General features: G+C 36.8%; 13 protein-coding genes and 1 pseudogene. 3 read left to right on the forward strand and 11 right to left on the reverse strand.

What is annotated here, in order from left to right:
* Positions 1–279, forward strand: a 279-nt coding sequence (locus tag G577_RS0107830) for a transposase (RefSeq protein WP_028790740.1), incomplete at its 5' end; no start/stop codon positions are given.
* 86 nt (positions 280–365) lie between these two features.
* Here G577_RS0107830 and G577_RS0107835 read toward each other — a convergent pair.
* Complete coding sequence (locus G577_RS0107835; RefSeq protein ID WP_028790741.1) at positions 366–3,182, reverse strand: ABC transporter permease; 2,817 nt, start codon at positions 3,180–3,182, stop codon at positions 366–368.
* A gap of 8 nt (positions 3,183–3,190) precedes the next feature.
* Positions 3,191–3,892, reverse strand: coding sequence for an ABC transporter ATP-binding protein (locus tag G577_RS0107840; protein WP_028790742.1), 702 nt, complete (start codon positions 3,890–3,892; stop codon positions 3,191–3,193).
* Between the two features lie 177 nt (positions 3,893–4,069).
* On the opposite strand from G577_RS0107840, the gene G577_RS0107845 reads away from it, so the two are divergent.
* Positions 4,070–4,648, forward strand: a complete 579-nt coding sequence (locus G577_RS0107845) for a TetR/AcrR family transcriptional regulator (protein WP_028790743.1) — start codon at positions 4,070–4,072, stop codon at positions 4,646–4,648.
* A 59-nt stretch (positions 4,649–4,707) separates the two neighbouring features.
* Here the strand turns inward: G577_RS0107845 and G577_RS0107850 are convergent, their stop codons facing one another.
* Positions 4,708–5,262 (reverse strand): Asp23/Gls24 family envelope stress response protein, encoded by a 555-nt coding sequence (locus G577_RS0107850; RefSeq protein ID WP_028790744.1) that lies wholly within the window; start codon positions 5,260–5,262, stop codon positions 4,708–4,710.
* A gap of 441 nt (positions 5,263–5,703) precedes the next feature.
* Here G577_RS0107850 and G577_RS0107855 point away from each other — a divergent pair, with 441 nt between their 5' ends.
* Positions 5,704–6,519, forward strand: coding sequence for a pyruvate, water dikinase regulatory protein (locus tag G577_RS0107855; protein WP_028790745.1), 816 nt, complete (start codon positions 5,704–5,706; stop codon positions 6,517–6,519).
* A gap of 219 nt (positions 6,520–6,738) precedes the next feature.
* On the opposite strand, the gene G577_RS0107860 is transcribed toward G577_RS0107855, so the two are convergent.
* From G577_RS0107860 to G577_RS12345, 8 genes and pseudogenes are all read right to left on the reverse strand, one after another.
* Positions 6,739–7,692 (reverse strand): lactate/malate family dehydrogenase, encoded by a 954-nt coding sequence (locus G577_RS0107860; protein ID WP_028790746.1) that lies wholly within the window; start codon positions 7,690–7,692, stop codon positions 6,739–6,741.
* 157 nt (positions 7,693–7,849) lie between these two features.
* Positions 7,850–8,698, reverse strand: a complete 849-nt coding sequence (locus G577_RS0107865; RefSeq protein WP_038024249.1) for a MurR/RpiR family transcriptional regulator — start codon at positions 8,696–8,698, stop codon at positions 7,850–7,852.
* A gap of 42 nt (positions 8,699–8,740) precedes the next feature.
* Complete coding sequence (gene pbp4b / locus G577_RS11280; RefSeq protein ID WP_244869455.1) at positions 8,741–10,645, reverse strand: penicillin binding protein PBP4B; 1,905 nt, start codon at positions 10,643–10,645, stop codon at positions 8,741–8,743.
* A gap of 55 nt (positions 10,646–10,700) precedes the next feature.
* The gene (locus tag G577_RS0107875; RefSeq protein WP_028790748.1) at positions 10,701–11,330 is read right to left on the reverse strand and encodes an HAD family hydrolase; all 630 of its coding nucleotides are present in this window, start codon (positions 11,328–11,330) and stop codon (positions 10,701–10,703) included.
* Complete coding sequence (locus G577_RS0107880; RefSeq protein ID WP_028790749.1) at positions 11,327–12,790, reverse strand: PTS transporter subunit EIIC; 1,464 nt, start codon at positions 12,788–12,790, stop codon at positions 11,327–11,329. Before G577_RS0107880 ends, G577_RS0107875 begins: the two co-directional genes overlap by 4 nt.
* 15 nt (positions 12,791–12,805) lie before the next feature.
* Positions 12,806–13,696, reverse strand: coding sequence for an N-acetylmuramic acid 6-phosphate etherase (gene murQ / locus G577_RS0107885; RefSeq protein WP_028790750.1), 891 nt, complete (start codon positions 13,694–13,696; stop codon positions 12,806–12,808).
* Entirely contained in the window at positions 13,689–14,771 is a 1,083-nt protein-coding gene (locus G577_RS0107890; RefSeq protein ID WP_028790751.1) for a DUF871 domain-containing protein, read from the reverse strand. The genes murQ and G577_RS0107890 overlap by 8 nt, the downstream gene beginning before the upstream one ends.
* A gap of 221 nt (positions 14,772–14,992) precedes the next feature.
* A pseudogene (locus tag G577_RS12345) lies at positions 14,993–15,214 on the reverse strand (group II intron reverse transcriptase/maturase); the annotation flags it as partial.

Here is a 15,214-nt window from a genome sequence, read left to right on the forward strand (position 1 = left end):
CGTTTGGATCAATTATTAAAAACCGATTTGTCTCAGCTTCCTGACCCGTTTCAGCCCGTAGTCAAGACCTTTCGCAAGTATCGACAAGAGATCCGGCTGGCTTTAACGGTGCCTTACTCTAATGGTCCTTTAGAAGGTTTAAATAATCATATTAAAGTCCTAAAACGAGTCGCTTATGGTTTCCATAGCTTTGAGAACTTTCGGCAACGGATCTTTTTATACCGAGGAAAGTATTTCCAACCCGGACCCTTACCTATACAAACTAAAAAAAGCAGCTAGACCATAGCGCCTAACTGCTTCCTTTATTTATCGAGTTTTCTTTACCAACACCAGTTGACAAAGAGCCTCTTTTCTTATAAACAACACTAATCAGCAGATTGTAGTGCCTCTAACATATCTATATTTTTTAGCTTCCGATGAATAACAAACATTAAAATAAAAGTAATCAATAAAGTGATCCCAGCAGATAATCCAAAGTTGGAAAGTTCTAGGCCTGGGCTAAACATAGCATCATCTGGTGGGAGAGTCTGCATAATAAAGTCGTGTAAGAAATAACCAACAACATATCCTGCTAAAATCCCCAAAACAGAAAGTAAGATCGTTTCCCGATAAACATACATGGTAACTTCACGATCATAAAATCCTAATACTTTAATCGTAGATAATTCGCGAATTCGTTCGGAAACATTGATATTTGTCAAATTATAAATGACCACAAGCGCAAGCAAAGTAGCACATGTAATTAAAACTAAAATAACATTATTCAACCCATCAATAACGTTATCAATTTGTTCACTTATAGCACTAGATTGAACCACACCTTGAGTCCCATCCAAATCCATAAAGGCTGAGGATTGGTTATCAATATTTTCTTGCGAGGTATCCTCTAAAGTAACTAAGTAACTATTAGAATCTCCGCTAGAATCAAAAGCATTTTGGTAAGCCTCTTGACTCATATAGGCATAATGTCCCATATACATCTCCGTTATTCCTGCAACTTTTACTTTATGCGACTGATCTTCATCATCATTTAACGTTACTGTATCACCTGTTTGAGCACCTAGCAGATCGGCAAGTTTTTCCGATAAGATAACTCCATCATCTGGTAATGATAGTGGCTCTTGTGACTGTCGATTGATCATGTTTACATCCTGTTGAAATGCCCGTTCATCCTCAGGAGCTAGCAAAGTAATATCTTGTATATCATTATTTTCCCCAGCACGAACATTTAGTTCTTCATAGTAAACATCCGTCGCATGACGAACATCATCTTCTTCCAATTTGTTATTAAGCTGGTCTTGCTCTTCATCTGAAAGATCATCATTTTGGTTAACAATTAAATCATATTGAACCAAATTCTCAAATTGGTGATCTACAATACCTGTTAAGGAATCTCGAATACCAAAACCAGTGACTAATAGTGCGGCACAACCAGCTACACCAAAAATCGTCATAAACATCCGTTTTTTGTAGCGAAACAAATTACGAGCCGTGACTTTATAGGTAAAGCTCATACGATTCCAAAGAGGAGTAATGCGTTCTAATAAAATTCGAGAGCCTTTTTTAGGTGGTTTAGCCACTAACAACTGAGCCGTTTTTTCTTTTAATTCTCTGCTTGCTACCAAATAGGCTGGCAATGTCGTACATATTATGGCAATGGCAAATCCGATCAATGTATAAAGTAAAGAAAAATTCAAGGTCACCTGACTAAAGGTAGATGAAGCAGCGTAGGCTTCAAAAATAACTGATGGCAACAATGTATGTCCCAAAGCCGTTCCTAATATTGCGCCAAGTGAACTAGAAACTATCCCATAGACCACAAATTTTTTCTTAACATCCCAATTACTATAACCTAAAGCTTTTAAAGTTCCTGTATTTACTCGTTCTTCTTCGACAAATCGTGTCATCGTAGTCAAGCTAACTAATACCGCAATAGCAAATAAAAATACTGGGAAGATGTTCGATAAGATATCGACCCGTTGGGAGTTTTCTAAATATTGTTTATAACCAGGGTTCCCTTCTTTACGATCTTCAAAGGTATACTCAGGTGCTTCAAGATCATCAAGTTCATCTTGAGCATCTCTTAGCTCATCTTCTCTTTCTGGTATTTCCTCATCGGCTTCTTGTCTTTGCTCTTCATATTCTTCTCGATTTTCTTCGTATTCTTCCCTTTGCTCTTCCAGTTCCTCTTGAGCTTGTTCAAGTTGAGCTTGTTCTTGAGGTTGGTCCCCTGCAGCTTGAGCTAACTGAGTCTGATTTTCATCAATCTGCTCTTGCCCTTCTTGTATTTGATCTTGAGCATCATCAAGTTGTGAGCGAGCATCTTCTAACTCTTGTCTAGTATCATTGATCTCATCCCAGCCATCATCAATATCTTGCTGACGATCCTCTTTAACATCTGACAAGCGTTGTTCATCTTGATCAGCAAATAATTCTTCAACAGAATTTTGATGCTCACGAATTAATTGATCATAATTATCGCTATAAGCATTTAAGCCTTGTGTATCAGAAAAATTCATGCGAGCAATCATATAGACGTCTGAATCGAAGTTTCCTTCTGGTACTACACCATAACTATCTAATTGTCCTGTACCAACTGTCGTTTGACCAATATTTGTTGTTTCGGTAATTTCACTCGATTTAACAAAACCAACTACTTTGTAGGAAGTTCTATCTAAAATTTCTTGTGAAGTTTCCTCCGCTTCATCAGCATCTTCTTCGTCGTCAGATTCTCCTTGGTTAAGATCAATCGTATCCCCTAATTCAAAATGACTTTGCTGCTGATAATCTAAAACAATTTCGTCGTCTTCTTGAGGCATATTTCCTTCAACAACTTCATACTTTGAAAGATCTTCTGGTGTGGAAAAAATGCGCATACTCGTATCAGTATCTTTAACAGTCACATCTTCTAAATAGCCATACTCTACCCTTTCTAGCTGATCGGCGTTTGCTAAACGATCTTGGTCAGAGTCATTCAACCCCCAAGTTGAAGTCAATATCATATCAGCTAAATTCGTTTGATCATAAAAATTTTCCGCTGTCGCACGCATATCAGGTCCTGTAACTTTTAGTCCTACAAAGGCAAAGGTTCCTAACGCCATCAAACTTAAAATAGAAAAAAACCTACCCCAAGAACCGGTAATCGAACGTCCGATATCTTTCCAAAGCTTTTTCTTATGCATTTTTCCACCTACCATTCAATGTCATTAATATCGCTTGGTTGTCCACTTGTTTCAACCTTTTGGATCTTAGCATCACACATACGAATCACACGATCAGCAATAGGAGCAATCGCTGAATTGTGCGTAACGATAATTACCGTTGAACCTTCATTTCTACTTCTATCTTGTAGAATCTGTAAAATTTGTTTCCCCGTTTGTGAATCTAGGGCTCCTGTAGGTTCATCACAAAGTAAAATTTTCGGGTTTTTTGCGATGGCTCGAGCAATGGAGACCCGTTGTTGTTCACCACCTGAAAGTTGAGCTGGGAAATTATCGATACGATCGTCTAACCCAACTTGTTGTAATACATCGACAGAATCCAAGGGATCTTTAGCAATTTCTGAAGCTAGCTCCACATTTTCTTTTGTCGTCAAATTCTGTACTAAATTATAAAATTGAAAAACAAAACCTACACCATGACGACGGTAAGTAGTCAATTCTTTATCAGAATACGTAGAAATATTTTCACCGTCAATTATTACTTGGCCACTGTCATTGGTATCCATGCCTCCTAGAATATTTAGTAACGTGGATTTTCCTGCGCCAGAGGCCCCTAATACGACGACTAGTTCTCCTTTTTCAATAGAAAAAGAGAGAGAATCGTTTGCGATAATCTCTGTATCGCCGGTTTTAAATTTTTTCGTGCTATCTTTTAATTCAATATAGGTCATCCAAAAATTCCTCCTTATATGAACACCTTGTTGAGTTTCACGTAACATTATAGTATGCTTATTATCGGATTTCCATAAACAGCTCGCAAATTTTTGTCCATTTAAGCAATTAATGACACATAATGTTGATTTTACATACGCTTTCATTGGACACTATATTTAGAAAAGGAGATAGACATGCAACGCAATACACAAACAAAAAGAAAAATCAAACAAGCTTTAATCCATTTACTTAGCAAAAAACATTTAGAAGAAATTACAGTCAGCGATATCACACGCCACTCACAAATTAATCGAGGAACATTTTATCTTCATTACTTCGATAAATATGATTTGATTGAAAAATTAGAAGAAGAAATTTTATCAAATATTCAACAAATATTTGATAAACCCGTAGAAAAGGAAGAAGAAAACCCGTTAATACCGGATCGGTTAATTCTTGATGCCCTATATTATGTAAAAGATGACTTAGCTTTTATTAAGGCATTGGTAGAAGAAAATGGAGACCCTAAATTTGTCTCTACATTTAAGCAGTTACTTACAAACACCTTAAAAAAATACATTAATCTGCATGATAAAAGCCAATTATTGATTGAAAAGATTCCGAATGACTACGCCGAAGAAATTCTGCTTTCAAGTACTATTTCTATTTTATTACTATGGATTAAAAAGGGTGGCAAAGAGTCGCCAGAGTTACTTTTAAAGTACATTAACTACGCCCGAGATACTTCACCAACTGAATTAGTAAAGCCTTAGACGATCGCATTCAAAAAAGCTGTGACATAAGTTTTTTCTTTTGTCACAGCTTTTTTTGGTTACTCCACTCTAGGTTCACGGTTTTCTTGTATGTTTTCTACATCTTCACTGATACTTTGAGTCGCTTTATTCGTTTGTTGTGAAATATATTGGCCTGTCGTTTTTCCAGCGCTCGTTACTTTATCTTGGACTGTTTCGCTTTCTTGTTCGATTTCTTCTTTTGTTTTTATATCTTCAACATGCACATTGACTTCCACTACGTCTAAATGTGTCATTTTTTTGACTTGTTCAGCAGCAACTTTTTTAATTTGGTCATAAATTTGTTCTGCATCTTTACGGTACTCAATAACAACGTCTAAGTCTACTGCCACTTGTTCTTTGCCAACTTCAGTTTCTATGCCATTTGTGACATTATCTGAACTAGAAATACGTTCTGCCATGTTTGAGAAAAAGCCGCCATCAACGTGCAATAAGCCAGATACATTTTCTAAAGCAATGCCGATAATTTTTTGAATAACTTTATCTTCAAAAGTTAATTCCCCAGCAACCTGATGTTGTTCTTGGTTCGCATTAGCTCCACTTGCCTTTACAGTCTTGCTTGTTTGTTCAGCCATGTTCTTTTCCTCCTAAATAATTTCACATATTGTAAAAAACAACTTTACATATTTATCATAAAGCAAAGCTATGAAAATTTAAATTAAAAAGACATTAGCTGTAAAACCTTACGCTTTATTTAGAACCTTCTTAATATTTTTCTAACGATAAATCTCGTCAATCGTAATCTAAACGAAAGAATTGCTGTTTAACTATAGATACGCTATGATATGGGTAGGTAATAGAATATGAAGGGTATGAGCTCTTTTTATATCTCGTTTCTATGAACTTTAGCTTTATTTTCAACCGGAAATAAGAGTGTACACTTGATAAGCTAACACGATGGTTATTGGTTATACATGAGAGGAGTTGAGTAGAACTTACAAATGAGATTATGTTCTCTGTTTTGTTAGCGCTGACAAAAAGATGCTAAAAAAGAAAGGCTGAGGTGAAAGCACACAATGAGTACAAAATACTCGATAAAATTATTTATTATCTCTGATTCCACCGGTGAGACTGCACAAAAGATTACAACTGCTATATTCGCTCAATTTCCAGAATTAACTACTATTGAGACACAACACTTTGCCTTTATCGATTCTAAAGAAGAATTACTTAAAATCTTAAGGAATGCCTTACAAGAAGGAGCTATTGTTGCTAGTACTTTAGTTAAAGATTCTTTCAACGAAACTGCTCATGAATTTGTCGCACGTACTTCTTTAAGTTATGTAGATTTTATGACACCTATGATGAAATTTATTCAAGGGAAAACTGGTCTAGAACCTCAAGGAGAAGCACGAGCACAACATAAACTAACCCCTGATTACTTTACAAAAATAGAAGCAATTGATTTTGCTGTAAAATACGATGATGGGCAAGACCCAAAAGGTTTTTTTAAAGCAGATTATGTTATTTTAGGACCTTCACGTACTTCAAAAACACCTTTAAGCATGTATCTAGCAAATAAGTCCTACAAAGTAGCTAATCTACCACTAATTCCGCAGGTCTCTCTGCCTAAAGAGATTTTTGATGTGCCAAAGGAAAAGCTTATCGGTTTAGTAGCCACGCCTGAAGTGATCCAACGAACACGCGAAAAACGGTTAAATTCGCTTGGACTAGGTGGAAGTTCTTCTTATACTGATCTTTCTCATATCAAAGAAGAAATGGATTATGCCAAAGATATCTACCATAAATTAAAAGCAAAAACTGTACAGATCGATGATATGTCAATCGAAGAAACAGCAGAGTATATCACCCGTTTCCAAATCGGGCGTTAACCCATGATATATATAACAGAAGCTGGGACATAAATAAAGACAAGACAAAAATACCCGAACGATATTTGATAAGATTTTCTAATTGTCGTGAATTTGCGACGAGGACCTGCTGGACCGCAGGAGCAATCTCTCTTATAGTTCGGATATTTTATTATTAAGGCGACTTTTGTCCCAGCCTCTGTTTTTGTTTAAAAAGTAGAACAGATACGCTTCTTTTTATTACGTTAATTTGATTGATTGTTGTATACTAGCTACAGATTCTTCCAACTTTTCTTTTTCCCATTCATTTAATGGCACCAATAATTTTTTCTCCACTCCATATTTTCCTAATATACAAGGAACGCTATAAGCACACTCCCCTGTAACCCCGTACTCTCCATTTGTCATAGGCGTACTAACCGGATAAATACTTTTTTCATCTAATAAAATACAACGAGCGATATCAATGGCAGATTGGGATACCGCCACATTAGTCACTCCACTTTTAGCATCAAATACATCATAGGCCGCTTGTACAACTTCTTTTTTTACTTCTTCTGCTGTAAGCAGTGGAACTTCAGGAAAATAGGTCGGTAATTCATTATAGTCCAATCCACCAATTGTCAAATGACTGAGCACGGGAAAAGCAGCATAGCCATGTTCGCCCATCATATATCCAGAAACTGATTTAGGATCTACATGATAACGTTGGCCAAGTAATTGACGTAAACGCGATGAATCTAACATTGTCCCAGTACTTAAAAGTAAATTTTTAGGATAATCATAAGATGCAGCCACATGAATAATCGTATCAGCTGGATTGGTAACAAAAATCAGCATGGCTTCTTGCGTATATTGCGAGATATTTCCCATAATTTCATGAACAATTGGTAAATTTTTTGTTAAAAGTGCCTGACGATCTGCCGGTATCTCTTTATCTACATAAACATGAGTTGCGGCAATAATAACAATATCTGCATCTGCCACATCCTTATAGCTTCCTACATAAATCGTAATATTTTTACGCGACAATAAACCGCCTGCATGCATTTGGTCCAAACTCTCGCCAAAAGCCATCTGTTTTCTTGGGTCAATCAAAACGATCTCGCCAAAAAGTTCTGTTTGGACAGCCGTTGCTAATATACTGGATCCTACATGTCCTATGCCAATAATCGCTAATTTCTGTGTCTCCATGGCGTTCTCCTTTTTGCTTTATCTATTCTTTTATTCTACTTTGAAATAGTAACTTTGAATACCTCCATTCTACAACAGAATCTCAAAAATAGCCTAGTGAGTTTCCTATTTCTTGTCATTCAAACACTAACAAAAAAAGGAAGGCACTAGACTATGTTTAATCATTTTGTTCAATAATTTGTACAGTTGTTTTTGTTTGTTCTAACTGTCCTAATATTTTATCATAATGCTTGGTTGCATAGGCAGAAAACAGTACGTCCACCGTATATAATTGTATCAACAATGAATTGGTTGCTGAGCTTCTTAGAGGGGCTTCTCCGCCATCTGCTGTATGCAACAACACGTCAGCAACAGTTGCCAAAGTCGAATGGGCCTTACTTGTCATACAAACGACCGTCGTTCCTTGCTCCTTTGCTAGCAAAGCTAGATTGATCACTTCTTGTTTTTCCCCTGAATTCGAAATTAAAAAAACCCAAGCTGGTGCCTCATTCGTTACAATCGCTGTTGTCAATAAATGATAATCTTTACTATAAATCACTTTTTTTCCAATTCGTAAAAATTTCTGCGCAAAATCATCCGCCACAATGCCTGAAGCACCAATCCCGTAGGTAAATATGGAATCGGTGGATTCTAGCAAATGTACCACTTTCTCAACAGCTTCTACTTCAAGTTTTTCACCATTTTTTTCCAGTCCATCTGTCATTTTTAATAACAATTTCTGCTTCATTGTTTGGATGCTTTCATCCGGATCGATATCTGTATACAAGTTTCCTTCAATTGCTGGTTGACTAGCAGAAAGTTTCAATTTTAAATCAGTAAATCCTTCTAATCCTAGTGAATAACACAGCCTTACAACGGTTGCAGGACTTGTATTGGAAGCTTCCGACAAAGCTTTTGCGCTCATATAAATGACTTTTTGTGGTTGTTCAAGAATCCATCCAGCTAACTTTCTTTCAGCTTTTGGTAATTTATTTCGTTGATGTTGGATGGTAAAAAGAATATTCATTTCCCTGCACCTCATCTGTTACATATTTCATTTTGCTGCTCTTTAATCACCATCTGCAAAATTATCTATTTTTTTAAACTGCTCCGTTTGAACAAAACGAGCGATTTCTCTATCTCCTTTACGTTCGTCTACTACGTCAAGTAACGCCTGTAATTGCGAATAATCGCTTGAAGTTTGTTCCTTTTTATTAGCCTTCATATAACGATATTTAGCGTTCACCATATCAATCAATTTACTATTATTAGCCGCTTGATTATCTTCTTTATGACTATCAAAAGCTAATGTTGCTATTAGACCATATTGTCCTGTTAAAAAGTGATCGCCAACAAAATCATTTGGATCTTCCTCATTATCAACGACTGGAGTATTTTTAGTGTTCGTTAATAGGACTACAGACATATGATTAACAGGATCAATCACCGTTAACGTCCCCGTCCAACCTGTATGGCCAATTGTACTAGTATTAGCTAAGGGTGAAAATGCCCAAGAGTATAATTGTTGACCCTTACGACGCCACCCCAAACCAAAGCTAGGGTCTGTATCTTTAGGTTTAATAAACTGATCCATCGTATCTTCGTCAAAAAATTGATATCCCCCGTAACCCCCTCGGTTCATTGTAATTTGTGTTAATACGGCTAAGTCTTTTGCATTAGAGAAGAGCCCTGCATGTCCACTTACACCCTCCATCGAATAAAAAGCTTTTTCATCATGAACCTCGCCTTGGACCGTTTGTTTTCGAATATTATCAAAATCAACTGCCCCGTCACGAGTATTCCCATGTAATTCAGTCGCAGCAATTTGGTCTTTTTTGAAATGATGATCTAAGGGCCTAAATGTCGTATGTTGCAAATTTAAAGGTTGAAAATAGTTTTGAGCCATATATTCATCTAAACTTTGCTGTGTCACTTTCTCAATAATAAATCCTAGAAGCATATAATCAACATCGGAATACATTGTTTCTGTGCCCGGTTCATATTCTAAGGGTGTAGCTATAATTTTCTCCATAACGTTATTTCGATCTTGTGTGTAAAGTTCCTGATTGGCATCAGGTGTTGTTAAATCATCTGCTTCAGGGTCGTAGTTCTTATTGTGGTATTGAGGGTCTGCTGGAAAACCTGCTTGATGCTGTAAAATTTCTTTAATTGTTAAATCATCTTTTCCTTTTATCTCATCAGATTCCTCATCTTTAAACTCAGGAAAAATTTCACTAACTTTTTGGTTAATATCCAAGTCTCCCTCTGAAACTAACTTTTGAATAGCATAATTCGTCGCATACATCTTGGTGTTACTAGCCAAATCATACAGAGTATCTTCAGTGACTTTCGCGCTATTTTCTTGACGTTTACCTTGTTGATCGTAGGCATTTACATCTCCGTATGCGCTTGATTTAATCATTTTTCCATTTTTTGTCACTACCAATTGTGCCGAGGAAAATCCATTTTCTATTTCTGCATGAATAAGTTGGTCGATAAACTCAAAATTATCATTATTAACATAGTCATTGGTTTTATCTTCTAAAATCGGATAAGGAATTTTTATAGCCATTTCTGCCTTACTATTATTTTCAACTTGACTGACTTGTAAAGCATTATCCCCATTTTTGGTAAGTTCTGAAATATCAACTTGCTGCCAAGTTCCATCTCGTAAATTAGCTATGACTTGTTCATCATTTACATAAATCTCAAATGCCTTTCTATCATTCGTCTTTAACAACAACTCACCTTGTCCGGTATAACCATGAAAGGTTTGCATCTGATTTGTCAAAAGGGAACTGTCAAATTCTTCGTCCTCTGCTTGAATTGGATAGGTCTGACTAACTTGGTAAGAGCCTTTAGGATTGTTAATTTCTCTCACTTCCATTTTCTGTTGAACTACACATGCACTGGTAAAAAATAAAATACTAAGTACTATAGAAAACATCATAATCTTTTTCCAACACTTTTTCATATAAGTACCCTTCTTTCTTAGTGCCTTGCTTCAAAAAGTAAAAACTTACTTATATTTAAATTAAGTCTAGTAACTGACTTGTCGATTCAATTTGATAAGTCGCTTGGGACTGGTCAATATTGAATTGATGACTTTTCAAAGCTGCGACGGGCAAATTTGCCCGCCGCGCAGCTTCAATGCCAATCTTTGAATCTTCTACCACTAAACAATCGCTCGGTAATAAATGAAGTTGCTCAGTCGTATACTGATAAATTTCAGGATTCGGTTTACTACGAGCAAACATTTCTCCGCTGGTAATTAATTCAAAGTATTCCTTAATACGATTTGCTTCCAAAATTTGGTAAATATTTTCTAAAGGTCCTGAAGAAGCCACCGCCATACGAACATTTTTATTAGCCAGCTTCTCCAACGTAGGGGAAACATCAGAATTAAACATTTCTTTGTAATCTAACGAATATTGCCCTCGAAATGCTTTATAAGCTTGTAATAATTTCTCACGCTTTTTTTCATCATTTGGAACCAAATACTCAAACATGTCTTGAGCATTTGACCCGACAAATTGTTCTTGCATCTTTTTAGATACTGGAAGTCCAATTTTTTCAAAGAAATGCGCACGTCGCTTTTGGTAAGCTTTTTCTGAAAAAACAATGACACCATCTACATCAAAAATGACTGCTTTTCTCATATAATTCTACCTTCTCGAATATCTTCGTTGGTCCCAAAGAAATAAGTTAATACAAAGCCACCAATGTAGCCTGCGATTAAGCTAATGACGTAATTAAGCATTGGTACACCGCCACCTGAAATTAAAGGAATCAAAGCCAATCCGCTTGGCCCAATAGAAATAGATCCTACACCGCCAAGTAAACCAACAACAGCACCACCAATTCCACCGCCTAAACAAGCAGTAATAAAAGGTCGTCCTAAAGGCAATGTAACTCCATAAATCAATGGTTCTCCAATCCCTAAGATCCCAACTGGTAACGCCCCTTTAATCATTTCGGTTAATTTCTTATTCCCGCGGCAACGCAACCACAAAGCAAATGCTGCTCCAACTTGTCCAGCACCAGCCATTGCCAAAATAGGTAATAAAGTGGTGCTACCGTAAGTTTCGATTAATGATAAATGAATTGGTGTTAAAATTTGGTGTAGACCAAACATAACCATTGGTAAGAATAAAGCGCCTAATACAAAGCCGGCAAAAGCACCGCCGACACCTAGAACCCAACTAATACCACCTACAAGACCATCAGAAATCCATCCTGCTAAAGGCATGATAAAGAAAATCGTAACAACACCCATAGCAGCTAGTGTAAGTACTGGCGTCACAATAATATCAACTGCATCTGGTACTATTTTATGCAACCATTTTTCCACTTGCGCCATCAAAAAAACAGCAATAATGACGCCAATTACGCCGCCTTGACCTTCAGCTAACGGTTCTCCAGTAAAAATGTTAGGAAGCGGTAGCTCTTCACTCATACCGGTTAGCATGGTGACACCACCAATAACCCCACCCAGACTTGGCGAAGCGCCAAATTCACGCGCAGCGTTAATCCCTACGTAAATCACTAGGTAAGTAAACACACCACTTTGAATAATCGAACCAACACTTATGATATTGACCCAAACGCTACCAGAAATGGTTCCAGCTTCTAGCATATTTGTTAAAACAGAGGCGATTCCACCAATAATTCCGGCACCTACAAAGGCTGGAATTAATGGAACAAAAATATTAGCAATGGATCGTAAAACTTTTGACCAAGGTTTTTGATTTTTGTTCTTCACTTCCGCATGCACTTCTTTTGCCTTAGCGTTAACGTCTTCTTTTCCACTTGTTTCTGAAGGAGATTCTTCCACAGAGGTGCCATCTGGTCGCTCTTCGCCTAATTCTACTCCTGCCATATCTGCCATTTTTTGCGCAACTTTACTTACAGTTCCAGGACCGAGCACGACTTGTAGAGTTTCATCTTCGACAACACCCATTACACCCTCGACAGCTTTTAATCCTTCAAGATCCACCTTGTTATCATCAATAACACCCATACGAATACGAGTCATACAATTAACAATCTTGTTTACATTATTTACACCGCCGACATGCTCATAAATTTCTTCTGCCAATTTCGTTACATTATCTGCCACTTTTTCTTCCTCCTTTTAAAGTGTGTTCCTAACAAAACCATTGCCCTGAATTAATTTGTCACTTGCTTCCTTTTTCCCAACCCCTGTTAAAATCATTACTATTGCAACTTTTACATTCTCATCCGCTTGATAAAAAGCTTTATCTGCTTGTTCATAGCTACAGTCAGTGGCTTGCATAATAATTCGTTTGGATCTTTCTACTAATTTATCATTGGTAGCTCGAACATCTACCATTAGATTTTTATATACCTTTCCAATACCAATCATTGAGGCGGTTGAGAGCATATTTAATATCAGCTTTTGAGCTGTACCAGACTTTAATCGTGTTGATCCCGTTAAAACTTCGGGACCAACTTCGACTTCGATAGGAAATGCCGCATGTTGGCTGATTTGAGCATTTTCATTACAAGCTACTGAAGCCGTTGTTGCTCCTATTTCCTTAGCATAATCCAATCCACCAATCACATAAGGTGTTCGTCCACTTGCAGCAATACCAACAACAATATCGTTTTCATTTAAAGAAGCTTTTGCCAAATCTTTTCTTGCAAGCTCTTGGGAGTCCTCGGCTCCTTCGACAGCTACAGTCATTGCTTTCATTCCACCTGCAATTAACCCTTGTACCATTTCGGGATCAGTACCAAAAGTAGGAACACACTCCGCTGCATCAAGTACACCTAAGCGTCCACTTGTACCAGCTCCAATATAAAGTAGACGTCCTTTGTTATTAAAAGACTGGATAATTTGCTCAACAACGGTTTTAACTTGTGGTAGCGCTGCTTCAATAGCAAGAGGAACATTTTTATCTTCTTCGTTCATCGTTTGTAATACTTCCATCACATTCATATCATCTAATGCCATTGTTTTTTGATTTCTTGTCTCAGTAGCTAACTTTCCCAATTCACTCACTATTAGGGTCCCTTCTTTCCTTTAATTTAAATAAATGGCCGGGCTTAATATATTCAATCAACTCACAATCTTTTTTTACTACTCTAGCTATCACATTCACCTTATTATCAGCTGGTAGATCACGCTTAGTAATTTGTACTTCTCCCATATAGCGTAAATATTTTTTATTATCGACTGTTACAGCCCCCCGTTCTCGTGAATAATTATTTTCTACTTCAATTGTTTGACAATTATTTTTTCTTGCTTCTTGACTTCGAATAACATCCTGAGCATCATCTAAACGATTCGTATGCTTCCCTAAAGCAAGAGAAAAATAAGAACCAGCTAACGACTTCACTTCAAGTAGCATATTTCTATCCTCAAAGTACGAGCTAAATTGTTCTTGAACTTTTCTTGAAAGTCCGTTATCACCAATATACACAGCATCACAACTGCAATTGTTCAATAAATCGATCGCTGCTGCTAATGGATGACAATGACGATGTTTTTCCAAAGTTGGTAATCCAGCATACAATGGTCCTCGTAAATTTTCATCTCCAGGGACAAATGCTACAACCTTAAAACCAAGATCCTTCCATGTGCGATTTATTGACTGTAAATAGTCTTTCGATAACCCGGTTTCAGGTCGTGGATAATAATTATGCCATAGTTCCATTTGGCTAAAATCTGCTTGATATGCGTTTAATTCTGCTACATCATTTTTTGTCAAAGTCGAAGCGTTAAGCCCTACATTCATTTGACGCGAAACAGCAGCAATTGTTTGGTTATTCATTCCATAATCCATTCGTACCCCTGTAATTCCTAAATTTTTTAGTTGTTCACAAGCTTTCGGCTGGTTGAGATCGATAGCTAAACGTTGTAATCCAGTACTTGACACATCTGCCATTAAATCGACTTGTAACTTTTGGGTTAACTTTTTAAGTTGTTGTAATGTTTCAATGACTTTTTGTGGATCGTCTTCTGGGATATGTAAAGAAGTAAACACACGTGTAAACCCCATTTGTTTCATTCTTTGGATATAGCATCTTTTTTCTGCGGATAAACCTTCTCCCAAAAATACTGAAAAACCTAACATATCATATGCACCGCCTTTTATAATCCGCTTTCATTATAAATGAAAAGAAATAACATTTCAATAGATAAAATAATAATTATATTATTTTGAAACATCATTTCTGTTTTAAATGCTTAATAAAAAAAGATGGTTCTAAATAGGGTAGAGGGGAAATAAATTTCCGCCCCTCCCGTCGCACCGTACGTACGGTCCTCGTATACGGCGCTACATTTGTACTGTTTTCACGCTTTATTTAGATAGTAGGATAAAGGATCAACCAATCCAGGTCGATCCTTTTTCTTTATGGCTAAAACTTTCGGACTTAACGTAAAGTTGACAACGTCCATCCCGCATTTCCTATACCAACCTAATCTAGAATTAGCGACCTTATAAATGTCTTCTTTCTTGAAATGACACTTGAATAGTCGATTCAATTGTTGTAAATTCATATAGATTCGTCGCGG

This window comes from Tetragenococcus muriaticus DSM 15685, assembly GCF_000423785.1.
Lineage (GTDB): Bacteria > Bacillota > Bacilli > Lactobacillales > Enterococcaceae > Tetragenococcus > Tetragenococcus muriaticus.

Coding starts and splice junctions, on each gene's coding strand:
- G577_RS0107855 (WP_028790745.1), top strand. CDS start 5,704: ATGAGTACAAAATACTCGATAAAATTATTTATTATCTCTGATTCCACC.
- G577_RS0107860 (WP_028790746.1), bottom strand. CDS start 7,692: ATGGAGACACAGAAATTAGCGATTATTGGCATAGGACATGTAGGATCC.
- pbp4b (WP_244869455.1), bottom strand. CDS start 10,645: ATGAAAAAGTGTTGGAAAAAGATTATGATGTTTTCTATAGTACTTAGT.
- G577_RS0107850 (WP_028790744.1), bottom strand. CDS start 5,262: ATGGCTGAACAAACAAGCAAGACTGTAAAGGCAAGTGGAGCTAATGCG.
- G577_RS0107890 (WP_028790751.1), bottom strand. CDS start 14,771: ATGTTAGGTTTTTCAGTATTTTTGGGAGAAGGTTTATCCGCAGAAAAA.
- G577_RS0107865 (WP_038024249.1), bottom strand. CDS start 8,698: ATGAATATTCTTTTTACCATCCAACATCAACGAAATAAATTACCAAAA.
- G577_RS0107840 (WP_028790742.1), bottom strand. CDS start 3,892: ATGACCTATATTGAATTAAAAGATAGCACGAAAAAATTTAAAACCGGC.
- G577_RS0107835 (WP_028790741.1), bottom strand. CDS start 3,182: ATGCATAAGAAAAAGCTTTGGAAAGATATCGGACGTTCGATTACCGGT.
- G577_RS0107845 (WP_028790743.1), top strand. CDS start 4,070: ATGCAACGCAATACACAAACAAAAAGAAAAATCAAACAAGCTTTAATC.
- G577_RS0107875 (WP_028790748.1), bottom strand. CDS start 11,330: ATGAGAAAAGCAGTCATTTTTGATGTAGATGGTGTCATTGTTTTTTCA.